We start from the raw sequence: 20,884 nt of genomic DNA, 5'->3' as shown, positions 1-20,884 counted from the left end.
TGCCCAACATTATGGTCAAAGCAGCCCGAACGAGGCTGCCGCCGATCCGTATCCGGACGGAGGAGGAAACCCATGACAGCCGCCCCACGCGGTGACGTTGCAGGCCTGTTCGCAACGCCGAGGACGCTCGCAGAGCATCGCGCCGATGGCAGCATCGTGTTGCGCTCGCCCGAACCCTTGGGCGACAGCGCCCGCTGCGTCGGCGACTGGCTGGAGCATTTTGCGCAGCACGCGCCGGATGCGATCTTCCTCGCCGAGCGCGGCCAGATCGATGCGCCCTGGACCACGGTCACCTATGCGCAGGCGCTGCGCCAGGTGCGTGCGGCGGCGTCCTGGATCCTGGCGCAGGGCCTCAGCGCCGAGCGCCCGCTCGCGATCCTCTCCGACAACAGCGTCGACCACGCGCTGCTTGCGCTTGCCGCCCAGCATGTCGGCGTGCCCTCGGCTGCGATCTCGCCGGCCTATTCGCTGATGTCGAGGGATTTCGAGAAGCTCAAGAGCATGATCATGCTGCTCGAGCCGGGTGCGATCTACGTCTCCGCTACGAAACCCTTCGCGGCCGCGCTGGCCGCCATCGCGCCGCTGCACAATGCGCAGATCATCAGCGGCAAGGCCGACGATGCCGTCACGCTTGCCTTCAACGTCATCGCGGCAACGCCCGAGACGCCTGACGTCGCAAAGGCGTTCGCCGCGGTGACTCCGGACACGATCGCAAAATTCCTGTTCACGTCAGGCTCAACCGGCACGCCGAAGGCCGTCATCAACACCCAGCGCATGCTGACCTCGAGCCAGCAGGCCAAGGCGCAGACCTGGACCTTTCTCGAACCGGGTCGCGGCGATCTCGTCATTCTCGACTGGCTGCCCTGGAGCCACACCTTCGGTGCCAACCATAATTTCAATCTCGTGCTGCGCAATGGCGGCTCGCTCTATATCGACGGCGGCAAGCCCGCGCCGGGGCTGTTCGCGACCTCGCTCGCCAATCTGAAAAGCGTGATGCCGACGGTCTATTTCAACGTGCCGCGCGGCTTCGACATGCTGATCGCGGCGCTACGCGGCGACGAGGAGCTGCGCCGCCGCTTCTTCAGCGAGGTGAAATTCGCCTTCTATGCCGGCGCCGCGCTGCCGCAGAATCTCTGGGATGCCATCGAGGAGCTCTCCATCGAGACCGTCGGCCGCGCGCTGCCGATGGTCTCGGCCTGGGGCTCGACCGAAACCTCGCCGCTGGCGACCGACTGTCATTTCCTCGCCGAACGCTCCGGCAATATCGGCGTGCCCATCCCCGGCACTGAGCTGAAGCTCGTCACATCAGGCGACAAGCTGGAAGTGCGCGTGCGCGGCCCCAATGTCACGCCGGGCTATTGGAAGGCGCCGGAGCAGACGAAGCAGGCGTTCGATGACGAGGGCTTCTATCTGATCGGCGATGCCGTCAAGCTTGCTGATAGTGCTCGGCCCGAGCGCGGCCTGTTCTTCGACGGCCGCGTCGCCGAGGATTTCAAGCTCAATTCCGGCACCTGGGTCAATGTCGGCACGCTGCGCGTCGCCGGCATCGCGGCGCTTTCGCCGTTGGCGCAGGACATCGTCGTCGCGGGCCATGGCGGCGACGAGGTGCGCTTCCTGGTGTTTCCGAACATCGGGGCCTGCCGCACGCAGGCCGGCCTGGGCGAAACGGCCGAGGTGAACGAGGTGCTCGCCCACGACAAGGTGAGGACCGCGATTGCGCAGGGCCTCGCAAAGTTGAAGCAGCAGGGTCCCAACTCCTCCGGCCACGCCACTCGCGCGCTGCTGCTGGCCGAACCGCCGTCGGTCGACGGCGGCGAGATCACCGACAAGGGCTACATCAACCAGCGCGCCGTGCTGACGCGGCGTGCGGAGGCGGTGGCGCAGTTGAATGATGATGCGCCGGGCGCGTGGATTGGGTTGCAGCGTGAATAGCTATCTCGTCGCTCAACCACTCTCGTGCGCCGGACGCAGCGCAGCACGCCGGCGATGCGAAGCATCGTCCGGTGTGATGCGCTGCAGAGCCGGGGTCCATCTCTCCTAGTATAAGCCGCCGCATGGGTCCCGTTCTGCGCAGCAGCGTTTCACGCTGCAGCGCGGCCGGGACACGAGGCGCCATACTTCCCACTAAGCCAGCGACCCTGCCGCAATATATCTCCGATTCTTTTGTTGCCTAAGCAACTAATTTATGCGAACCGTTCCAGGGAGTGATGACGGCAGGGAAAACTGTCGCGTCCGGTCCTGGAGGAAACGATGCTCGGCCCGCACAGTGCCGCCGGCAAACGACGGCGCATGCCTGGATGTAACGGAAGGTGGTGCCTGGTGCGCGGCCCGTCAGGCCTCTGTGCTGCCGGTGACCGCACCGAGATTTTCGTGCAGCCGGCGCAGCAGATCGATCAGCACCTCGCGCTCGTCCTTGTTGAGGCAGGACAGCAGCCGCCGTTCGCGCTCGAGCGCGGCGACGATCACCTTGTCATGCGTGGCGCGGCCCTTTGTCGTCAGCGCGATCGAATGGGTGCGGCCGTCATTCGGGTCGGTGCGGATCGAGACCAGCCCGCGCTTCTCCAGGCCCGCCAGCGTCCGGCTCACTGGTCCCTTGTCGAAGCCGATGACGTGGCAGATGCGCGAGGCTGGAATGCCGGGCTCGATCGCCAGCAGCGACATGATCCGCCATTCCGTGACATTGACGCCGAACTCCCGCTGATAAAGCGCGGTCGCGCTGTTCGAGAGCTTGTTGGCGATGAAGGTGACGAACGCCGGAACGTAACGGTCGAGATCGAGCGTCGGTCCCGCGTCGGTGGGCGCTGGCTTTTGGCGGGATCGGGTCAAGGACGGCGGCATGGCGGGATTCGGACTCGCGGCGGGTCAAACGACCTAAGGGCATGCGCCGGCCTTTCACAAGATCAAAATGAGGGAGGACTTCAATGAGCGCATCCGGCTCGGCTGTGTCAGGTGTCCCGCATCTCGACGTCGATCCCTTCGACATGAATTTTTTCGCCGACCCTTATCCCACGCATCAATTGCTGCGGGAGGCGGGACCGGTGGTCTATCTCGACAAGTGGAACGTCTACGGCGTGGCGCGCTATGCCGAAGTCCATGCGGTGCTGAACGATCCCGCGACCTTCTGCTCCAGCCGCGGCGTCGGCCTGTCCGACTTCAAGAAGGAGACGCCGTGGCGGCCGCCGAGCCTGATCCTCGAAGCCGATCCGCCCGCACACACCCGCACCCGTGCCGTGCTGTCGAAAGTGCTGTCGCCGACCGCGATGAAGCAGGTGCGCGACCGTTTTGCCGCCGCGGCCGAGGAGCGGGTGGACGCGCTGCTGGACAAGCGCAGCTTCGATGCGATCGCCGATCTCGCCGAGGCCTATCCGCTCTCGATCTTTCCGGATGCGCTGGGTCTGAAGCCGGAGGGGCGCGAGCATCTGATTCCCTATGCCAGCGTCGTGTTCAACGCGTTCGGCCCGCCGAACGAGCTGCGCCAGCAGGCGATCGCGCGCTCGGCGCCGCACCAGGCCTATGTCGCCGAGCAGTGCCAACGCGACAATCTCGCACCCGGCGGCTTCGGGGCCTGCATTCATGCGCAGGCCGACGTGGGTGCCGTCACGGCCACCGAGGCGCCGCTATTGGTGCGCTCGCTGCTGTCGGCCGGCCTCGACACCACCGTCAACGGCATCGGTGCCGCCGTCTATTGCCTCGCGCGCTTCCCCGAGCAGTGGCAGCGCCTGCGCGATGATCCGACGCTGGCGCGCAACGCTTTCGAGGAGGCCGTGCGGTTCGAGAGCCCGGTGCAGACTTTCTTCCGCACCACCACGCGCGATGTCGAGCTCTCGGGCGTTCGAATCGGCGAGGGCGAGAAGGTGCTGATGTTCCTCGCCGCGGCCAACCGCGATCCCAGGCGCTGGGACCAGCCCGACAGCTACGACATCACGCGCCGCACTTCCGGCCATGTCGGCTTCGGCTCGGGCATCCACATGTGCGTCGGCCAGCTCGTCGCCCGCCTCGAAGGCGAGGTGATGCTGACGGCGCTGGCCCGGCGCATCGCGAAGATCGAGATCACCGGCGAGCCGAAACGCCGCTTCAACAACACGCTGCGCGGGCTCGACAGCCTGCCTGTCACCATCACCCCGGCCTGACGAGGAGCCTTGATGCCCGCCATCACTTTCATCCATCCCGACGGCAAGTCCGATCGCGTCGAGACCTCGGGCGGCGAGAGCGCCATGCAGGCCGCGACCCGTCACGGCCTCGACGGCATTCTGGCGGAATGCGGCGGCAACGCCATGTGCGCGACCTGCCACGTCTATGTCGATGAAAGCTGGCTCGCGCGCCTGCCTGCCATGGCCGACGACGAGGACGCATTGCTCGACGGCACCGCGAGCGAGCGGCGGCCGAACAGCCGGCTGTCCTGCCAGATCAAGATGACGCCGGAGCTCGACGGGATCGTCGTGAAGCTGCCGGAGCGGCAGATCTGAATTTCCGCGCCGGCAGCACCGGCGCGTCAATGCATCAGCAGGGGAGGGAACCATGAAGCACTTGAAGTGGACGCTAGCGCTGGCCGCGAGCCTGATCGGTAGCGCGGCGAGCGCCGAGATCTCGGACAATGTCGTGCGTGTCGGTGTGCTCAACGACATCTCCGGCATCTTCCAGGACACCAACGGCATGGGCTCGGTGGAAGCCGCGCGCATGGCGGCGGAGGATTTCAACGGCGGCGGCAAGAACATCAAGGTCGAGATCGTCTACGCCGACCACCAGAACAAGGCCGATGTCGGCAACGCCATCGCGCGCAAATGGCTCGACGTCGAGGGCGTCGATGCCATCGTCGACGTGCCGAATTCAGCCGTAGGCCTGTCCATCAACACGCTGCTGCGCGACAGCCGCATGACATTCCTGGCGTCTTCGACCGCAAGCTCCGATCTCACCGGCAAGGCCTGCTCGCCCAACACCATTCAATGGGTCAACGACACCTGGGCCACCGGCAACACCACGGCAGCTGCGATGATGTCGCGCGGCGGCAAGGACTGGTATTTCCTCACGGTCGATTACGCGCTGGGCAAGGGCATCGAGGCGGAGGCGCAAAAGTATATCGAGGGGCATGGCGGCAAGGTGCTCGGCTCCTCGAAACACCCGCTCGGCACTTCTGACTTCGCTTCCTTCCTGTTGCAGGCGCAGGGCTCGAAGGCGCAGGTGATCGGCCTTGCCAATGCCGGCGGCGACACCATCAACGCTGTGAAGCAGGCCGCCGAGTTCGGCATCCAGCAGAACGGACAAAAGCTCGTCGCCTTCCTGCTCTTCATCAACGACGTCCACGGCATGGGCATCAAGGTCGCGCAGGGCCTGCAATTGATGGAAGCCTTCTACTGGGACATGAACGACGAGACCCGCGCCTTCGCAAAACGCTTCGCCGCGCGCCCCGGCATGAACGGCAAGATGCCGAGCGGCAACCAGGCCGGCGTCTATGCCTCGACGCTCGCCTATCTCAACGCGGTTGCCGCCATCGGCAGCGACAACGCCAGGGACGCCGTCCCCGAGATGAAGAAGTTTCGAGGCAAGGACAGGCTGTTCGGCGACATCATTATCCGCCAGGACGGCCGGGTCGTGCATCCGATGTATTTGTTCGAGGTGAAGAAGCCGGAGGAGTCGAAATATCCGTACGATTATTACAAGCTGGTCTCGACGATTCCGGCGGAGCAGGCGTTTCGCCCGCTGGCGGAGGGCGGGTGTGAGCTGGTGAAGTAGCTGCAGCAGCGAGCGCTGCTGCACCCTCTCCCCCTTGTGGGAGAGGGTGGCTTCGCAAAGCGAAGCCGGGTGAGGGGTTCTCTCCTCACGGAGGATCTCGCGAGTTGAGCGAACCCCTCATCCGGCGCTTCGCGCCACCTTCTCCCACAAGGGGAGAAGGAAGAAGGTTACACCACCTTGCTACTCCCCTGCGTGATCAACCGCGCGGCGCGCTGGTCGCGTGCGTAGATCCAAAGCCAGCTCAGCGCGACGCTGAGACGGTGGCGCAGGCCGATCAGGAAGTAGATGTGGGCGATGCCCCAGATCCACCACGCGATCGCGCCGCGCAGCTTGAAGCGGCCGAAATCGATGACGGCGAGCCGCTTGCCGATCTGGGCGAGGCTGCCGGCGTGCTTGTAGCGGAACGGGCCGGTCGCAGCACCGCGCAGCCGCGCCTTGATGGTCTCGGCGACGTGTCGGCCCTGCTGCTTCGCCGCCGGCGCGATGCCGGGCACCGGCTTGCCCTCCCAGGCGTTGATGCTGACGGTGTCGCCGATCGCAAAGATCTCGGGATGGCCGGGAATGGTGAGGTCCGCTTCGACCTGCACGCGCCCGGCGCGATCGGCTGGTGCGCCCAGCCATTCAGCGGCGGGCGAGGCGCGGACGCCGGCGGCCCAGATCCTGGTCTTGGCTTCGAGCAGCTTGCCGCCGAACACGACGCCCTCGCGGTTGATCTCGGTGACGGCCTGTCCCAGCACGACCTCGACGCCGATCTTCTCCAACGACGCCTGCGCATAGGCCGAGAGGTCGTCGGCGAAGCCCGCGAGCACGCGCGGCCCCGCTTCGATCAGCACGACGCGCGCCTTGGTCGTGTCGATGTTGCGGAAATCGCCGGGCAAGGTGTGGCGCGCCATTTCGGCGATGGTGCCGGCGAGCTCGACGCCGGTGGGGCCGGCGCCGACGATGACGAAGGTCAACCGCGCGGCGCGCTTCTGCGGATCGGTCTCGCGCTCGGCGCGCTCGAACGCCACCAGGATGTGACGGCGCAAGGTGGTGCCGTCCTCGAGCGTCTTCAGGCCCGGCGCCCATTGCTCCCATTCGTCGTGGCCGAAATAGGCGTGACGCGCGCCGGTCGCCAGCACCAGCGTGTCGTAGGGCACCTCGCTGCCGTCGTCGATCAGCACGCAGCGCCTTGCCGCATCGACGCCGCTGACCGTCGCGAACAGCGTCGTCACGTCGGGCCGGTCGCGCATGAGATGGCGGATCGGCCAGGCGATCTCGCTGGTCGCCAGCGAGGCGGTCGCGACCTGGTAGAGCAGCGGCTGGAACAGATGATGGTTGCGGCGGTCGATCAGCGTGATCTCGACGCCCGCGCCTGCAAGCCGGTAGGTCGCCTCCAGCCCGCCGAAGCCGGCGCCGACAATGACGACGCGATGGGGATGTGCGGCCATGATACGTCCTCGAATCTCGCTGCTGCCTCTTCCCCATTTAAGTGCGGATCGGGGGCCGCGGTCCAATAGAGGTCATCAATCGCGACATAGGCGGGGTGTATCGTTCCGGCGCGGGAAAACGCCGCGGTTCCGGACCGGCCTTAGGCCGGCCTCGGTCAAAGTGAGTAGAATTATATTTCTTGCCATCCGCGTCGGGGGCGAAATATGGTGCAGGGGCGGGCGCTGAGCCATTGGCGGCGCGACAGATTTTGCGTTCAATAGAGAAGGCCCGGGGCGGCGATCACCCCGCTTGCGGGCTCAATCATAAGGAGGGGAGTGATTATGAGGACGGCATTCTGGCTGGCGGGCGCAGCGGCGCTGGTGCTGGCGAGCCCGGCTTTCGCCGGCGACACCATCAAGATCGGTTTCGTCTCGACCTTCAGCGGCCCGACCGCCGTGATCGGCAACGACATGCGCAACTCCTTCGAGCTCGCGCTGGATCACATGGGCCGCAAGATGGACGGCAAGCCGGTCGAGGTCATCTACGAGGATGACGGCCAGAAGCCCGATGTCGGCAAGCAGAAGACCGAGAAGCTGGTGCAGTCGGACAAGGTCGATTTCATCGTCGGCTATATCTGGTCGAACGTGCTCCTGGCCTCGCTGAAGACGGCCGTGGATTCGCAGACCTTCCTGATCTCGGCCAATGCCGGTCCGTCGCAGCTCGCTGGCGAGCTCTGCTCGCCTTACGTGTTCTCGACCTCATGGCAGAACGACCAGACGCCGCAGGCGATGGGCCTCTACATGAACCAGAAGGGCGTCAAGAGCGTGTTCCTGATCGGCCCGAACTATGCCGCCGGCAAGGACATGCTCGCGGGCCTGAAGAACACCTTCAAGGGCGAAATCAAGGGCGAGGAATACACGGTCTGGCCGAGCCAGCTCGATTTCTCCGCCGAGCTCTCCAAGGCGCGCGCCTCGGGCGCCGAGTCGATCTTCGTGTTCTATCCCGGTGCGGCCGGCGTGCAGTTCCTCAATCAATATGCGCAGGCCGGCCTGAAGAGCACGATGCCGCTCTACACGGCGTTCACCGTCGACGAGCTCTCGCTGCCGCTGCAGAAGGAGAACGCACTCGGCGTGCCCGGCGCGCAGGAATGGGTCAACGACCTGCCCAACGAGCAGAACAAGCGTTTCGTCGCCGACTACCGCAAGAAATATCCCGGCCTGCGCCCGACCTATTACGGCGCACAATCCTATGACGCCGCCCAGCTCATCAACAGCGCGGTGGTCGCTGTGAAGGGCGACACCAGCAAGAAGGACGCGATGAAGGCCGAGATGGAGAAGGCCAACTTCAAGTCGCTGCGCGGCGCGTTCAAATACGGCAACAATCACATCCCGGTGCAGAGCTTCTATCTGCAGGACGTGGTCAAGGACGCCGAAGGCCAGCTGGCGCTGAAGACGGTGGCGACCATCGTGGAGAACGACCAGGACCGTTTCCACGACAAGTGCAAGATGAAGTGAGGTCGTAGCTACAAGTGACGTGGCCTCTTCTCCTCTTGTGGGAGGAGGTGGCATAGGCCACCTGCGGCGGCCGTTCTTAAGAGCGCCGAAGCGAAGCTTCGGCTATGGCGCCGGATGAGGGGGTTCTCTCCACTCTTGCAATTGCGAGTGAGGAGGGAACCCTCGCCCGTCTCGCCGCTAGCGCGGCGAGCCACCCTCTCCCCCAAGGGGCTAGGGAAACAAGAGCCTACACTCTTGGCATGCTCGCGGGTCGCACTTCGCGGGCCTGCGCTGCGAGCCTGATGCCGGCGTTGGCCGCGCCAAATCCCTGATAATTCCTGCGCTCGACGATCTCGAAAAAGAACCGCTCGTCGAAAATGTGGGTGTAGACCTGGAAGAACTCGCCGTCGCCCTCGCGGTCGTAGAGAATGTGGTTGGCGCGCAGCTGTGCCATCAGCTCGGGTGCGAGGTCGTATTTGGCTTCGATGTCGTCGTAGTAATTGGCGGGGATGTCGAGAAAATCCGCTCCCCGCGCCCGCATCTCCGCGACCGTCGCAAAGATGTCCCGGCACGAGAACGCGACGTGCTGCACGCCTGATCCGAAGAATTCGGAGATGAAGCGCGCCGGCAGCGTGCGGTTGGCGGAGGAGCCGTTGAGCACGAAGCGCAGGCTCTGGTCGGCGTTGACGATGGCCTGGCTCTGCACGAGGCCCCTGGGATCGGCGATCTCCATCTGCGGCAGCCGCTTCAGGTCGAGGATGCCCGTGTAGAACAACAGCCACGACAGCATCTCGTCATAGGGCATCGACTGCGCAATGTGATCGACCGCGAGCAGGGCGTCGGCACTCGCCTCGCTCGGCACCGGCTCGAAATCGGTGTCCCAGTTCTTGCCGGCCTGATCCAGGAAATACAGCAGGCTGCCGCCGACGCCGTGGATCGCGGGAATCTCCAGCTCGCCCGGTCCGACGGGCTGGTAGAAGGTGCGCGTCTTCAGCATCTCGGCGCGCTGCATGGCAAGGCCCGCATTGTCGACGTCGAGCGCGATGGCGCAGACGCCGGGGCCGTGCGTGACGTAGTGGGAATGCGCAAAGCCGTCGGTCTCGCTGTTGATGACGAGCTCGACCTTGCCCTGCGACCAGCGTTCCACCGCCTTGCTGCGATGCTGACCGGTCTTGCGGAAGCCGAGTTGCGAGAACAGCCGGGCGAGCTCGCCGGCCTTGGTCTCGTTGACGGCAAACTCCACGAAGCCGGTGCCGCGGCTCCTGGCCTTCGGCGCCAACGGCTCGGCGGCGAATTTCGGCCAATCCGGCGCAAGCTGGTCCTCCAGCAGGATCAGCGAGCGCAGGCCGTCGAGCGCGGTCTGCGCGGCCGAGCCGGCGCGGAACTGGTCGTTGAAGATCTCCAGCGACAGCGGTCCGGCATAACCGGTTGCCGCGACCGCCGCCATGAATTCACCGACCGGCAGATCGCCCTGGCCGGGGAAGGAGCGGAAGTGCCGACTCCAGGACAGAATGTCGAGTTCGAGCTTCGGCGCGTCCGCGAGCTGCACCAGGAAGATCTTGTCGCCGGGAATCGAAGCCATCGCACGGACCGGAAAGCCCGGCGCGAGCGCGTGGAAGCTGTCGAGGATGATCCCGATCGCGGGGTGATCGGCGCGCCGCACGATCTCCCAGGCGTCGCGATAGTCGTTGACGTGGCGGCCCCAGGCCAAGGCCTCGTAGCCGACGCGCAAGGACCGCTTGGCCGCGCGCTCGCCGAGCTCGCGAAAATCGTCGGCGGCGCGGTCGATGCCGCCGAGCGAGGCGGGCGAGACGTTGGAGCAGATCAGCAGGAGATCCGTGCCGAGCTCCTGCATCAGATCGAACTTGCGCTCCGCACGGGCAAAATTGCGCGCGCGCTGCGGTTCGGGCATGCCCTCGAAGTCCCGGAACGGCTGGAACGCGCAGATCTCGAGATTGAGATCCTTGCAGAGCTTTGCGATGTCGCGCGGGCCTGCGCCGAACGACAACAGGTCGTTCTCGAATATCTCGACCGCGTCGAAGCCCGCGGCCGCGATGGCGCGGAGCTTCTCGTCGAGAGCGCCGGAGAGGGAGACGGTGGCGATCGAGCGTTTGTTCATGCTGCCTGCTCCATGATCCGGCTTGGCGAGATCTTTTGCCCGGTGCGCGCCGCTTCGCTGACGGCCTCGACGACGGCGAGCGTGCCCATGGCGTCCTCGACCGAGATCAGCGGCTGCTCGCGGCCGGCGATCACAGCCTGGAAATGCCGGAGCTGCTCGACGAGCGGATCGTAAGCCGAGAGTGCAACGGGCTCGCGAACCAGCGGCGCGTGCCAGCCGGGATCTTGTCGATACGACCACAGCTCCATGGTCGGCACCGACAGGGAACCGTTGGTGCCGGCGAAGACGTAACAGGGCTGGTCCTGTTTGGGATAGACCGCATTCTCGCCCGCGGTCAGCTCCCAGCTCCACGGCGCCGGCGTTGCGTCCGACACTGTCACGGTTCCGAGTGCACCATTGGCAAAGCGCAAGAGCAGGGCGGCGGTGTCCTCGACCGCGAAGCCGCGCGCCTTGTTCGACGTCAGCGCCTGCACCTCGACGATCTCGCCGCAGATGAAGCGGAGATTGTCGATGTCGTGGATGAGGTTGATCAGCAGAGGCCCGCCGCCCGCCTCACGCCGCCAGGTCATTTCGAAATAGTCGTCGGGCTTCTTCAGCAGCCACAGCCCGACCACGGCGGTGAGCTGGCCGAGCCTGCCGCTCGCCACCGTTTCGCGGGCCGACTTGATGATCGGATTGTGCCGCCGGTGGTGGCCGACCAGCATCGGAACGCCGGTACGCCTCACCGCGGCGCAGAGGCGCTGCGCGGAGGCGACCGTCTCGGTCACCGGCTTCTCGATCAGGGCCGGCACGCCGGCTTGCGCGCAGTCGAGCGCCATCGGCAAATGCAGCGTGTTGGGCGAGGCGATGACGAGGCCGTCCGGCTTCTCCTGTGCCAGCAACGCGCGATGGTCGGGATAGCAGGGCAAATTATGCGCCAAGGCAAAATCCTTCGCGGCGGGCGAGGGATCGGCGATGCCGGCCAGCGCGCAATCCGGCGACGCCTCGATCAACTCGATGTGGCGGCGGCCTATCAGGCCGCCGCCCGCGACCGCAATGCGCATTCTCGCGCTCATGCCGCGCTCTCCTCCATGGTGCCGCCAAGGAAGAGCTGGCCGATGCGCGGATCGTTCAGGATACGCTTGGCGTCGTCGACCATGCGGGTCTGGCCGAGCTCGAGCACGATGCCGATGTCGGAGATCTCCAGCGCCGAGCGTGCGTTCTGCTCGATCATCAGGATGGTGACGCCGCGGTCGCGCAGGCTTTTGAGGATGTCGAAGGTCTGCTGCACCATCAGCGGCGACAGGCCGATCGAGGGTTCGTCGATCAGGACCAGCTTGGGTTCGAGCAGCAGCGAGCGGGCGATCTCGAGCTGCTTCTGCTCGCCGCCCGACAGCGTCGAGGCCTGCTGTGTCGACTTCCGCCGCAGCGCCGGGAAAAGATCGAGCGCCGCCTCGATCCGCTTCGGCAGGTCGAGGCCCTTGCCGGCGGCGACGCCGCCCAGCTCGATGTTGTGGCGCACCGACAGCTCGGGGAAGATGTTGCGGCCCTGCGGCACGTAGCAGATGCCGGCATTGAGCAGGGCGCGTTGGTTCAGATTGGTGACGTCGCGGCCGGCGAAGCTGATCTTGCCCTCGCGCAGCTTGAGCAGGCCGAAGATCGCCTTGAACACGGTGGATTTTCCGGCGCCGTTCGGCCCGATGATGGTGGTGATGGTCGCCCGCGGCACGCCGAATGTGGTGCCGTTCAGGATGGTCATCTTGCCGTAGCCGCCGACGAGATTGTGAACCGAGAGGATCGGGTCGCTCATGGTCAATGTCCCAAATAGGCTTCGATCACGGCGGGGTTCTTGCGCACCTCGTCGGGGCGTCCCATCGCCAGCACCTTGCCTTCCGCCATCACCATCACGCGCGAGCACAGCGACATCACGAACTCCATGTTGTGCTCGATCACGACGAAGGTCGCGTTCTTCTCGCGGTTGATCGCAACCAGTCTTTCCTTGAGGTCCGCCAGCATCGACGGGTTGACGCCGCCGGCGGGCTCGTCGAGCAGCACGAGGCGCGGGCCGCCCATGAAGGCCATGGCGGCATCGAGCAGTTTCTGCTGGCCGTAGGAGAGTCCGCCCGCCGGCTCGTCGGCGAGATGGTCGAGCTTGAAGAAGCCGATCATCTGGTTGGCGGCGTCGGTCAATCCGGCGTCGGAGCGGCCGACCAGGCGCGAGGCCATGCTGCCCTGGTGCTCCTGTCCCGCGAGGATCAGGTTCTCGCGCACCGAGAGCTTCGGAAACACCTGCAACAGCTGGAAGGTGCGGCTGACGCCGAGCTTGTTGAGCTCGGCGGGACGCAGGCCGGTGACGAGCTTGCCGTCGAGCTTGACCTCACCGCCCGACGGCGTGAGCTGGCCGAGGATGCAGTTGAACAGGGTCGACTTGCCGCAGCCATTCGGCCCGATCAGGCCGAGGATCTCACCTTCCCGCACCTCGAAGGAAACGCCGTCGACGGCGCTGATGCCGCCAAAGTTCTTCTTGATGTCGGTGACTTCGAGGACCGCACTCATTGCGCCGTCTCCAGGCGGGATTTTGCGACGGCGCGTAGCGCGGACGCCGCCTTGGTGCGGCGTTCGGCGAGATAGCGATCGAGAATTCCCAGAATGCCGGTGGGCGACCAGATGAGCAGCAGCATCACCGCCACCGCATACAGCATCAGATAATACCCTTCCGTGAAGCGCAGCCATTCCGGCAGCAGCACCGCAATCATCGCGCCGAGGAACGGGCCGAAATAGAAGCCCGCGCCGCCGACGATCACCATCATCAGCAGGTCGAGCGAGAGCGACAGGTTGAAGGGGACGGGGTCGATATATTGCGTCAGCGGCGCATAGAGCGCGCCGGCGATGCCGCCGAGCGCCGAGCCGATCGCGAATGCCATCAGCGTGTAGCGCCGCGTGTCGATGCCGAGCGATTGCGCGCGCAGCGGATTTTCGCGCAGCGCCATGAAGGCGCGGCCCCAGGGCGAGCGGATCAGCCACCACACCGCGAGCGACACGATCGCGAGCGCGCCGAGGCAGACATAGTAGAAGGGCAGCGGCTTGTTGGTCGCGAAGCCGAAGATATGGGGACGCGGGATGTTGGAGATGCCGTAGATGCCGCCGGTGAGCCAGCTCTCGTTGCGGAACACCAGGAAGGCGAGGGTGGAGAAGGCCAGCGTGACGAAGGCGAGATAGTGGTGCTGCACGCGCAGCGCGGGATAGCCGAGCACCCAGCCGACCGCGAAGCTCAAGACGATCGCGACCAGGATCGCGGCGGGCAGAGGCCAGCCATGCGTCGTCATGATCGCCGCGGCATAAGCGCCGATGCCGACGAAGGCGCCCTGCGCCAGCGAGACCTGGCCGGCATAGCCGAGCGTGAGGTTCAGCCCCATCGCGGCGATGCTCATCACCGCCCATTGGCTGAGGATGAACAGGCCGTAGCGGTTGAAGTTCATGGGGATGATGATCAGGCCGGCGATGACGGCAAGGCCGAGCGCGATCTTCAAGGATTTGGCGAAGCCGGTCATACCGTGCGCTCCTCGGCGCGACCGAGCAATCCTTGCGGCCGGAACAGGATGACCGCGATCAGGAAGATCATCGGCACGGCGGCGCGGTACTGCGTCGAGACATAGGCGGCCGCGAGATTGTCGAGCACGCCAATCAGGAGGCCGCCGGCGATCGCGCCGCGCACCTGGTTGAAGCCGCCGACGATGGCCGCGATGAAAGCGGCCTGGCCCAGCACCTCGCCGGAGGAGAATTTTGCGAGGTAGATCGGCGTGATCAGCAGCGAGGCCAGCGCCACCAGGAAGGCATTGATCAGGAACGTCAGCAGGATCATGCGCTCGACGGGCACGCCGATGATGCGCGCCACGGTCGGATTCTGTGCTGCCGCCTGCATCTGGTGACCGAGCGAGGTGCGGTTGAGCAGCGTGGTCAATCCGAGGACGGCGAGGATGGCGACGACGAGCACGCCGATGCTCTGCAGCGACACCGCGTGGCCGAAGATGGAGACGTCACCGGTCGGCACGATCGAGGGGAAGGGCGAGGCCTCCGCGCTGAAGAACTGCTTGACGGCTTCCTTGAGGCCAATGGCGAGCGCCATGGTCGCAATCGCCAGCGGCAGCACGCCGTGGCGCATCATCGGGTCGACCAGCAGCATCTTGAAGGCGAGCCCGAGCAGGATCATCGAGAGCAGGATGCCGAGGATGATCGCGAGCCAGAAAGGCGCGCCGGCGTGCATCGCCGCCAGCATCAGGAATGCCGGCAGCATCACGAACTCGCCTTGCGCGAAATTGATGGTCTGCGAGGTCTGCCACAGCAGCGTGAAGCCGACCGCGACCAGCGCATAGATCGCGCCGGTGGCGAGCCCTGCGACCAGAAGATCGAATAGGTTGGACATGGGTTCTCTTTGAGCCCGAGTGAACTCGACGCGAATTCAGGTCTATCGCCCCCTCTCCCCGCAAGAACGGGGCGAGGGAGAAGAAAGATCTCCCCGCTCGCGGGGAGAGGCAAAGATCACTTAACCTTCGGCAGCACCTGCTTCACGACCTGCTTGCCTTCGACCACCTCGACCAGAAAGCTCTGGCGATCGATGTCGCCGGTGTCGCTGAAGGTGACGTCCATCAGGATGCCCGGCTCGTCCGCGGCCTTGATGGTGAGACCGTGCAGCGTATCGGCGAACTTCTTCGGGTCGACCTTGCCCATCTTCTCGGTGGTGGCCTTCACCATGTAGACGGCGAGATAACCCTTCAGGCCGTTGTGATCGGGGACGTAATTGTACTTCTTGGAGAACTTCTCGCGGAATTGCTTGACGAGGTCGACCGGCGCATCGGTGGTGAGGCCGACATGGCCGCGGGCGCCGTTGGCGGCATCGCCCGCAAGCTCGATCACCTTCTGGCCGATCAGCGTGGTCTCGCCCATCAGCGGCGCGGTGACGCCCTGGCGCTTCAGCTCCTTCAGAATGCGCGCGCTCTCTTCTTCGTTGAGATAGACGAACACGGCATCGGGATTGGCAGCCTTGATCTTGCCGACGTCGGCGGCGAAATCGGCCTGCCCGGCTTCAGTGGAGAGGTCGGCGACCACCTTGGAGCCGAGCCGCTCGAGCTCCTTGATGACGACGTCGCGGCCGCCGCGGCCGAAATCGTTGTTGACCCAGACCACCGCGACCGTCTTCGCCTTCATGTCGTCGTGGATGTATTTTGCGACCTTCGGCATCGAGGATTGCTGGCCGAAGGAAGTGCGGAACAGAAACTTGTTGCCTGCCTGCGTCAGCTCGGCGGCCTCGCCGCCCATGATCTGCGCGATGCCGGCTTCGGCCGCCAGCGGCGCCGTCACCTTCACCGAGCCGGAATAGCCGGGCCCGAGCAGCACATAGGGCTCGGCATCGAGCGCCTTCTGCACCTGGGCGCGCGCTACGCCCGGATTGGACTGCGAGTCGGCGTGGGTCACCTCGAGCTTGCGGCCGAGCACGCCGCCCTTGGCGTTGATCTCCTCGATCGCGAGGTCGATGCCGTTCTTCCAATTGGTGCCGACGGTGGCGCCGCCACCCGAGAGCTCGGCGACGTCGGCGAGCTTGATCGCCTGGGCAAAGGCGCTCGTTGCAGTCAGGGCTGTCAGCAGCGCGCCCACCAGTAGCGTTGATTTCATCGTCCTCTCCTCCCGTTTCAAATCTTGCAAGCGGCCTTGTGCCGGCCGCTTTGCCTCAAGCTGCCTGATAGGCGGCGTTGCGCGCAGCCATCACGGCGTCGAAAGCCTCTCCCATGACTTCGGTCGATGGGGCAAGGCCGGTGAACAGTTCGAAGGCGTCGGCGGCCTGGTAGATCGCGAGCTCGCGACCGGTCATGATCCGAGCGCCTTTCTCTCGCGCTGCGGCAAGCAGCGGTGTGATCAGCGGCGAATAGACGGCGTCGGCGACCCACAGGTTTTCGCGCAGCAGCGAAGCCGGGACCGGGGTGTCCCGGTTCGGCAGCATGCCGACCGGCGTGCCGTTGACGAGGCCGGTTGCGCCGGCAACTGCGTCCTCCACGCTTCGGGCCACCCGCGCACCACCGTGCGGGGCCAGCAGCGTCGCAAGCTTTTCCGCTCGCGCCGGCTCGCTGTCGAAGATGCGGAGGTCAGCCACTTTCAGGTTCGCCAGCGCAAAGGCGATCGCCTTGCCGACGCCGCCGGTGCCGATCACCGCCACCGCGTTTCCGGTGCGCGCCAGCAGCGGTGCGACGGCACGCGCAAAGCCGGTCGTGTCGGTGTTGTGGCCGATCAGCCTGTTATCCCTGACGACGACGGTGTTGACCGCGGCCATGGTCGCCGCAGTTGGCGCCAGCTCGTCGAGCAGCGGGACCACCGCTTCCTTGTAGGGAAAGGTGACATTGACGCCGGCAAAGCCGAGCCGCCGTACGCCTTCCAGCATCATGCGAAGGCCGGCCGCATCGGCGCCGGCGACCTCGATGAGCTGATAGTGCCCGCGCAGGCCGAGCGCCTCGGCGGCACGTTCATGCATGGCGGGCGACGCGGACGACGCGATCGGCGCGCCGATCAGGCCGGTGAGGAGCTTCTTGCTGGCGGCGGATCCGCGCGTCGACATGGTTCGCTATCGTCTCGTTGAGAGCTTTCGGTCCCGGTCATTAGCGGAGAACCCCGCGCAATTCCACGGGGCGTCAAAGGGGCTTCCGGCCCGACGATAGCCTTTCCCCTGCCTAACACAATTACCCATTTATCCGACAAACCTAACATCATGTTATTTCTTCCGCCCGCGCGCCGGCGCGGCCTTGCCGGGACCGCCCGGCACGGCCTTGCCGTTGCCACCCTTGCCGTTGCCGCGCGACGGCTCGACCGCACGCATCTCGGCGCGCAGCGCCTCGATGAAAGACTCGGCATGGAGCGACAGCGGCGCGCCGCGCTTGACCGCGATGTAGGTGTCGAACCGCGTCGGCTCGGTGATCTTCAGGAGCTCGATCCCGGGATAGCCGCCATGAGCTACGGTGAACTGGTCGATGATGGCGATGCCGAGCCCCGCCTTCACCAGCGCGCAGACCGTGGTGCCGAAGCGCGCGCGGATGGTGATGTTGTAGTCGAGCCGGTGGCGCGCGAAGATCTCGGCCATGATCCGGCCGTAAGGGTCGTTGGGATCGATGCCGATCAAGGGATAGCGGGTGATCTCGGCGGCCGAGACTTGCTTGCGGCCGGCAAGCTCGTGGCCCGGCGGCACGATGCAATACAGCTCGCCCGAGGCGAGCGGCATGAAGTCGAGCGCGGAATGCTCGAGCCGGTAGCTCATCGCGACGCACTCGCCGCGGCCGAGCATGAGATAGTCGATGGCCTCCTCGAGCTTGAGGATGTTGATGTCGATGCCGAGGTCGGGATAGCGGCGCCGGACGCGCTCGATCGCGCGGGGCACCATCACCTGCGAGATGCTGGGCACCGAGCCGATCCGCAGTTCGGAGAGGCCGCCACGGCCGATCTTGGAGATGATCTCGGAGAGGTCGTCGACCTTCTTGTAGACGCCGTTGATCTGCTCGAAGATGTTCTCGGCTTCCGGCGTCGGGAAGTAGCGTCCGTTCTGGCGCTGGAAGAAGCGGATGCCGAGCGAGCGCTCGGTGTATTTGACGAGGCGGCTGATCCCCGGCGCGGAGACGTTGAGCAGCTTCGCCGCGCCGCCGATCGTACCCGTCACCATCACGGCACGGATCACTTCAACCTGACGCAGCGTCATCATGCTCTTGGCATCCGAAAGAGGATCGTGGCGGCGATCATCTCACGAGAGCATCGGTGTCATCCAGCGGCAAGTGCGTCGCTGTGGAGAGCGAGCCGCTCTCGCGTTCCCGGCGCGGAGTCAGGACCCAAAAGGCCAGAGAGGAGGTTGCGGACGGGTGGGCCCCGGCTCTGCAGCGCATCGTCGAAGAGACGCTGCGCTGCGTCCGAGGGCACGTGGGCTCGTCGCCTTCTCAAATGGGAGGAGAGTAACTTCGCGGCCGGATTGTTTCGACAGCGCGCTCAAATGGAAGGGCGGCGGCGCGCGATCTGTCGCATGGTCGCTTACCGCAACTGCGCTCTAGCTCGCCGGGCCCTCGGGCGAGACGCTGTCGGCCAACTCCGCACACTCGCTTTGCAGCACCTTGCGCGCGAACTCGATGATCTTCTGCTTGTTTGCCGTTTCGCGGACGGCGAAAAACACGCGATTCAATTCCAGGCCGAGCACGCTGTTGAGGGCGATGTCCTCGTCTTCCATCGTGGTTTTCCCGCTTCGGACGCGTTGAGGTGTATCGTGAGGTCAATTCTGCCACAAGTAGTTTAATTCTTCAGGCCGGATGCGCACCGGGAAACTACGGTCGCAGCAGATTTGAGGCCGCGCCCAAATACGTGCTATATGGCGAGGGCCAAGGTCAGGAAACGTACCGATGTCCGCCGTTGATGCCGTTGACTATGGCCGCGAGGCGCTCGACTTCATCGAAGGGCTCGGAGCCTATACCAAGGTTCCGGACGCGATGAATGCGCTTGAGACGGCTTTCGGCCGCTTCGGTTTCGAAACCATCATCGTGACGGGATTGCCAAATCCCGACCAGCGGTTTGCACAGATGGTGCTCGCCAAGCGCTGGCCGGCGGGCTGGTTCAGCCTCTACACCCAGAACAATTACGACCGCTTCGATCCCGTGGTGCGGCTGTGCCGGCGGTCGGTCAATCCGTTCGAATGGTCGGAAGCGCCCTACGATGCCGACCTCGAGCCGAATGCGGCCGAGGTGATGAACCGCGCCACCGACTTTCGGATGTCGCGGGGCTTCATCGTGCCGATCCACGGCCTCACCGGCTATGAAGCCGCGGTGTCGCTTGGCGGCGTTCATCTCGACCTCAATCCGCGCAGCAAGCCGGCACTGCACCTGATGGCGATGTACGGCTTCGACCACATTCGCCGACTGCTCGAGCCGGCGCCTTATCCGTCGACGCGCCTCACCCCGCGCGAGCGCGAAGTGATCTCCTGGGCCTCGCAGGGCAAGTCGGCCTGGGAAATCGGCGAGATCCTGCACATCACGCAACGCACTGCCGAAGAGCATCTTGCAACCGCCGCGCGCAAGCTTGGTGCCGTCAACCGCACGCATGCGGTCGCGCTTGCGATTCGGAGCAAGATCATCGCTCCTTGAGCGCCGTACTGGGAAATTTCCCAATACCGAACCCGGCTGTTTTCGCAGACTCTGCTCCCATTGAGGCTGAATGGGGGTTTTTATGATTCACGCAATTTCTGCGGTAAATCGCCACCTCTATGAAGACGTGATCGAGCAGCATTTCCGGCTGCGTCATGAGGTCTTCGTCGAGGAGCGGCGCTGGGAGACGCTGCGCAGGCCGGATTGCCGCGAGATCGATTCCTACGACGACGAGGATACCGTCTATCTGCTCGCGCTGGAGGGACGGCGGGTCATCGGTGGTCACCGGCTCTATCCCACCACCAAGCCCTCGATGATGAGCGAAGTGTTCCCGCATCTGGCGTCGGTTCGCGGCTGCCCTGCGGATCCGCTGATCTGGGAATGGTCGCGTTATTTCGTCGTGCGCGATCGTCGCGATGGCGCGCTCAATCTGCAACTGATGGCCGCGGTGCAGGAGTTCTGCCTCGCGCAAGGAATCGCGCAGGTCAGCGCGATCATGGAAACCTGGTGGCTGCCGCGCTTCCACGAGGCCGGCTTCGTGGTGACCCCGCTTGGCCTGCCGGCGCTGGTGGAGAACGCATGGACCATGGCGGCCACCATCGATATTCGTCGCGAGACGGTCGACGCCCTGCACGATCGTATCGGCATGGCTTCGGTCGTGCGCCAGGACGGCCCGCATCTGGACGCCGTCGCCCGTGCCAACCTTTGCGGCGCTGCAGCCGCGCAACGAAAGAGTGCCTGAGATGTCGAACATGATGCGGGACAGCCAGATCATGGCGCAGACCAGGGACGAGACTCTCGGCTACATGTCCGACATGGCGCTGGAGCTGGCGCAAATGGCGGAAGACACCGGATTGGCGACACTCGCCTATCTGTTCCGGATGGCGGCGCTGGAGGCCTCGACGGCCAACAGCGTGCTCGCCGAACCGGATGACCTCCCCCAGCAGATGACGTCGCACTAGACGCATCCAGGGATCCGACAGATTGCGGCACCCTCC

General features: G+C 65.2%; 20 protein-coding genes. 8 read left to right on the top strand and 12 right to left on the bottom strand.

From position 1 onward, the window contains the following. The first annotated feature begins 72 nt into the window (after nucleotides 1–72). Nucleotides 73–1,932, top strand: coding sequence for a feruloyl-CoA synthase (locus AC0WRY_RS33185; RefSeq protein ID WP_194404918.1), 1,860 nt, complete (start codon nucleotides 73–75; stop codon nucleotides 1,930–1,932). A gap of 399 nt (nucleotides 1,933–2,331) precedes the next feature. Here the strand turns inward: AC0WRY_RS33185 and AC0WRY_RS33180 are convergent, their stop codons facing one another. Then, entirely contained in the window at nucleotides 2,332–2,838 is a 507-nt protein-coding gene (locus tag AC0WRY_RS33180) for a MarR family winged helix-turn-helix transcriptional regulator (protein ID WP_194404917.1), read from the bottom strand. An 83-nt stretch (nucleotides 2,839–2,921) separates the two neighbouring features. Here AC0WRY_RS33180 and AC0WRY_RS33175 point away from each other — a divergent pair, with 83 nt between their 5' ends. Genes AC0WRY_RS33175 through AC0WRY_RS33165 form a run of 3 tightly spaced genes read left to right on the top strand, consistent with a single transcriptional unit; the run spans nucleotide 2,922 to nucleotide 5,730 of the window. Beyond that, complete coding sequence (locus AC0WRY_RS33175; RefSeq protein ID WP_194404916.1) at nucleotides 2,922–4,130, top strand: cytochrome P450; 1,209 nt, start codon at nucleotides 2,922–2,924, stop codon at nucleotides 4,128–4,130. Nucleotides 4,131–4,142: 12 nt separating this feature from the next. Then, on the top strand, nucleotides 4,143–4,466 hold the full coding sequence (locus AC0WRY_RS33170) for a 2Fe-2S iron-sulfur cluster-binding protein (protein ID WP_194404915.1): 324 nt from the start codon (nucleotides 4,143–4,145) through the stop codon (nucleotides 4,464–4,466). A 52-nt stretch (nucleotides 4,467–4,518) separates the two neighbouring features. Then, nucleotides 4,519–5,730 carry an ABC transporter substrate-binding protein gene (locus AC0WRY_RS33165; RefSeq protein ID WP_491122454.1) on the top strand — a complete coding sequence of 404 codons (1,212 nt, stop codon included), beginning with the start codon at nucleotides 4,519–4,521 and terminating at the stop codon, nucleotides 5,728–5,730. Between the two features lie 167 nt (nucleotides 5,731–5,897). Here the strand turns inward: AC0WRY_RS33165 and AC0WRY_RS33160 are convergent, their stop codons facing one another. Continuing rightward, the gene (locus AC0WRY_RS33160; RefSeq protein WP_194404913.1) at nucleotides 5,898–7,160 is read right to left on the bottom strand and encodes an NAD(P)/FAD-dependent oxidoreductase; all 1,263 of its coding nucleotides are present in this window, start codon (nucleotides 7,158–7,160) and stop codon (nucleotides 5,898–5,900) included. 321 nt (nucleotides 7,161–7,481) lie between these two features. Here AC0WRY_RS33160 and AC0WRY_RS33155 point away from each other — a divergent pair, with 321 nt between their 5' ends. Next, nucleotides 7,482–8,654: an ABC transporter substrate-binding protein gene (locus AC0WRY_RS33155; protein WP_194404912.1), complete on the top strand. Its 1,173-nt coding sequence runs from the start codon at nucleotides 7,482–7,484 to the stop codon at nucleotides 8,652–8,654. A 226-nt stretch (nucleotides 8,655–8,880) separates the two neighbouring features. Here AC0WRY_RS33155 and AC0WRY_RS33150 read toward each other — a convergent pair whose 3' ends face one another. From AC0WRY_RS33150 to AC0WRY_RS33105, 10 genes are all read right to left on the bottom strand, one after another. After that, nucleotides 8,881–10,752 (bottom strand): bifunctional sugar phosphate isomerase/epimerase/4-hydroxyphenylpyruvate dioxygenase family protein, encoded by a 1,872-nt coding sequence (locus AC0WRY_RS33150; RefSeq protein WP_194404911.1) that lies wholly within the window; start codon nucleotides 10,750–10,752, stop codon nucleotides 8,881–8,883. Continuing rightward, entirely contained in the window at nucleotides 10,749–11,807 is a 1,059-nt protein-coding gene (locus tag AC0WRY_RS33145; RefSeq protein WP_491122453.1) for a Gfo/Idh/MocA family protein, read from the bottom strand. Before AC0WRY_RS33145 ends, AC0WRY_RS33150 begins: the two co-directional genes overlap by 4 nt. Beyond that, entirely contained in the window at nucleotides 11,804–12,541 is a 738-nt protein-coding gene (locus tag AC0WRY_RS33140) for an ABC transporter ATP-binding protein (RefSeq protein WP_491122452.1), read from the bottom strand. Before AC0WRY_RS33140 ends, AC0WRY_RS33145 begins: the two co-directional genes overlap by 4 nt. A gap of 2 nt (nucleotides 12,542–12,543) precedes the next feature. Continuing rightward, the gene (locus AC0WRY_RS33135; RefSeq protein WP_194404908.1) at nucleotides 12,544–13,287 is read right to left on the bottom strand and encodes an ABC transporter ATP-binding protein; all 744 of its coding nucleotides are present in this window, start codon (nucleotides 13,285–13,287) and stop codon (nucleotides 12,544–12,546) included. Beyond that, nucleotides 13,284–14,282: a branched-chain amino acid ABC transporter permease gene (locus AC0WRY_RS33130; protein WP_194404907.1), complete on the bottom strand. Its 999-nt coding sequence runs from the start codon at nucleotides 14,280–14,282 to the stop codon at nucleotides 13,284–13,286. The genes AC0WRY_RS33135 and AC0WRY_RS33130 overlap by 4 nt, the downstream gene beginning before the upstream one ends. Next, entirely contained in the window at nucleotides 14,279–15,154 is an 876-nt protein-coding gene (locus AC0WRY_RS33125) for a branched-chain amino acid ABC transporter permease (protein WP_194404906.1), read from the bottom strand. The genes AC0WRY_RS33130 and AC0WRY_RS33125 overlap by 4 nt, the downstream gene beginning before the upstream one ends. A gap of 116 nt (nucleotides 15,155–15,270) precedes the next feature. Continuing rightward, the gene (locus AC0WRY_RS33120) at nucleotides 15,271–16,401 is read right to left on the bottom strand and encodes an ABC transporter substrate-binding protein (protein WP_491122451.1); all 1,131 of its coding nucleotides are present in this window, start codon (nucleotides 16,399–16,401) and stop codon (nucleotides 15,271–15,273) included. A 55-nt stretch (nucleotides 16,402–16,456) separates the two neighbouring features. Continuing rightward, nucleotides 16,457–17,335 (bottom strand): shikimate dehydrogenase, encoded by an 879-nt coding sequence (locus AC0WRY_RS33115; protein ID WP_491122450.1) that lies wholly within the window; start codon nucleotides 17,333–17,335, stop codon nucleotides 16,457–16,459. Nucleotides 17,336–17,488: 153 nt separating this feature from the next. Continuing rightward, nucleotides 17,489–18,466, bottom strand: coding sequence for a LysR family transcriptional regulator (locus tag AC0WRY_RS33110; protein ID WP_246776376.1), 978 nt, complete (start codon nucleotides 18,464–18,466; stop codon nucleotides 17,489–17,491). 336 nt (nucleotides 18,467–18,802) lie between these two features. Beyond that, nucleotides 18,803–18,979: a nucleoside triphosphate pyrophosphohydrolase family protein gene (locus AC0WRY_RS33105; RefSeq protein ID WP_194404903.1), complete on the bottom strand. Its 177-nt coding sequence runs from the start codon at nucleotides 18,977–18,979 to the stop codon at nucleotides 18,803–18,805. Between the two features lie 169 nt (nucleotides 18,980–19,148). On the opposite strand from AC0WRY_RS33105, the gene AC0WRY_RS33100 reads away from it, so the two are divergent. The 3 genes from AC0WRY_RS33100 (at nucleotide 19,149) to AC0WRY_RS33090 (ending at nucleotide 20,848) form a co-directional block, all read left to right on the top strand. Continuing rightward, entirely contained in the window at nucleotides 19,149–19,886 is a 738-nt protein-coding gene (locus AC0WRY_RS33100) for a LuxR family transcriptional regulator (RefSeq protein ID WP_194404902.1), read from the top strand. Between the two features lie 82 nt (nucleotides 19,887–19,968). Then, nucleotides 19,969–20,628 carry an acyl-homoserine-lactone synthase gene (locus AC0WRY_RS33095; RefSeq protein WP_194404901.1) on the top strand — a complete coding sequence of 220 codons (660 nt, stop codon included), beginning with the start codon at nucleotides 19,969–19,971 and terminating at the stop codon, nucleotides 20,626–20,628. Between the two features lies 1 nt (nucleotide 20,629). Then, nucleotides 20,630–20,848 carry a hypothetical protein gene (locus AC0WRY_RS33090; RefSeq protein WP_128922916.1) on the top strand — a complete coding sequence of 73 codons (219 nt, stop codon included), beginning with the start codon at nucleotides 20,630–20,632 and terminating at the stop codon, nucleotides 20,846–20,848. Nucleotides 20,849–20,884: the final 36 nt, after the last annotated feature.

The sequence above is a fragment of the Bradyrhizobium sp. T-12 genome (genome assembly GCF_058314695.1).
Note: the sequence above shows the minus strand (reverse complement) of the source record. Positions and strands in the feature narration are given on the sequence as shown.

Excerpts from the sequence above, each read along its gene's own strand:
- AC0WRY_RS33185 (WP_194404918.1), top strand. The coding sequence starts at position 73 with ATGACAGCCGCCCCACGCGGTGACGTTGCAGGCCTGTTCGCAACGCCG.
- AC0WRY_RS33180 (WP_194404917.1), bottom strand. The coding sequence starts at position 2,838 with ATGCCGCCGTCCTTGACCCGATCCCGCCAAAAGCCAGCGCCCACCGAC.
- AC0WRY_RS33175 (WP_194404916.1), top strand. The coding sequence starts at position 2,922 with ATGAGCGCATCCGGCTCGGCTGTGTCAGGTGTCCCGCATCTCGACGTC.
- AC0WRY_RS33170 (WP_194404915.1), top strand. The coding sequence starts at position 4,143 with ATGCCCGCCATCACTTTCATCCATCCCGACGGCAAGTCCGATCGCGTC.
- AC0WRY_RS33165 (WP_491122454.1), top strand. The coding sequence starts at position 4,519 with ATGAAGCACTTGAAGTGGACGCTAGCGCTGGCCGCGAGCCTGATCGGT.
- AC0WRY_RS33160 (WP_194404913.1), bottom strand. The coding sequence starts at position 7,160 with ATGGCCGCACATCCCCATCGCGTCGTCATTGTCGGCGCCGGCTTCGGC.
- AC0WRY_RS33155 (WP_194404912.1), top strand. The coding sequence starts at position 7,482 with ATGAGGACGGCATTCTGGCTGGCGGGCGCAGCGGCGCTGGTGCTGGCG.
- AC0WRY_RS33150 (WP_194404911.1), bottom strand. The coding sequence starts at position 10,752 with ATGAACAAACGCTCGATCGCCACCGTCTCCCTCTCCGGCGCTCTCGAC.
- AC0WRY_RS33145 (WP_491122453.1), bottom strand. The coding sequence starts at position 11,807 with ATGAGCGCGAGAATGCGCATTGCGGTCGCGGGCGGCGGCCTGATAGGC.
- AC0WRY_RS33140 (WP_491122452.1), bottom strand. The coding sequence starts at position 12,541 with ATGAGCGACCCGATCCTCTCGGTTCACAATCTCGTCGGCGGCTACGGC.
- AC0WRY_RS33135 (WP_194404908.1), bottom strand. The coding sequence starts at position 13,287 with ATGAGTGCGGTCCTCGAAGTCACCGACATCAAGAAGAACTTTGGCGGC.
- AC0WRY_RS33130 (WP_194404907.1), bottom strand. The coding sequence starts at position 14,282 with ATGACCGGCTTCGCCAAATCCTTGAAGATCGCGCTCGGCCTTGCCGTC.
- AC0WRY_RS33125 (WP_194404906.1), bottom strand. The coding sequence starts at position 15,154 with ATGTCCAACCTATTCGATCTTCTGGTCGCAGGGCTCGCCACCGGCGCG.
- AC0WRY_RS33120 (WP_491122451.1), bottom strand. The coding sequence starts at position 16,401 with ATGAAATCAACGCTACTGGTGGGCGCGCTGCTGACAGCCCTGACTGCA.
- AC0WRY_RS33115 (WP_491122450.1), bottom strand. The coding sequence starts at position 17,335 with ATGTCGACGCGCGGATCCGCCGCCAGCAAGAAGCTCCTCACCGGCCTG.
- AC0WRY_RS33110 (WP_246776376.1), bottom strand. The coding sequence starts at position 18,466 with ATGATGACGCTGCGTCAGGTTGAAGTGATCCGTGCCGTGATGGTGACG.
- AC0WRY_RS33105 (WP_194404903.1), bottom strand. The coding sequence starts at position 18,979 with ATGGAAGACGAGGACATCGCCCTCAACAGCGTGCTCGGCCTGGAATTG.
- AC0WRY_RS33100 (WP_194404902.1), top strand. The coding sequence starts at position 19,149 with ATGTCCGCCGTTGATGCCGTTGACTATGGCCGCGAGGCGCTCGACTTC.
- AC0WRY_RS33095 (WP_194404901.1), top strand. The coding sequence starts at position 19,969 with ATGATTCACGCAATTTCTGCGGTAAATCGCCACCTCTATGAAGACGTG.
- AC0WRY_RS33090 (WP_128922916.1), top strand. The coding sequence starts at position 20,630 with ATGTCGAACATGATGCGGGACAGCCAGATCATGGCGCAGACCAGGGAC.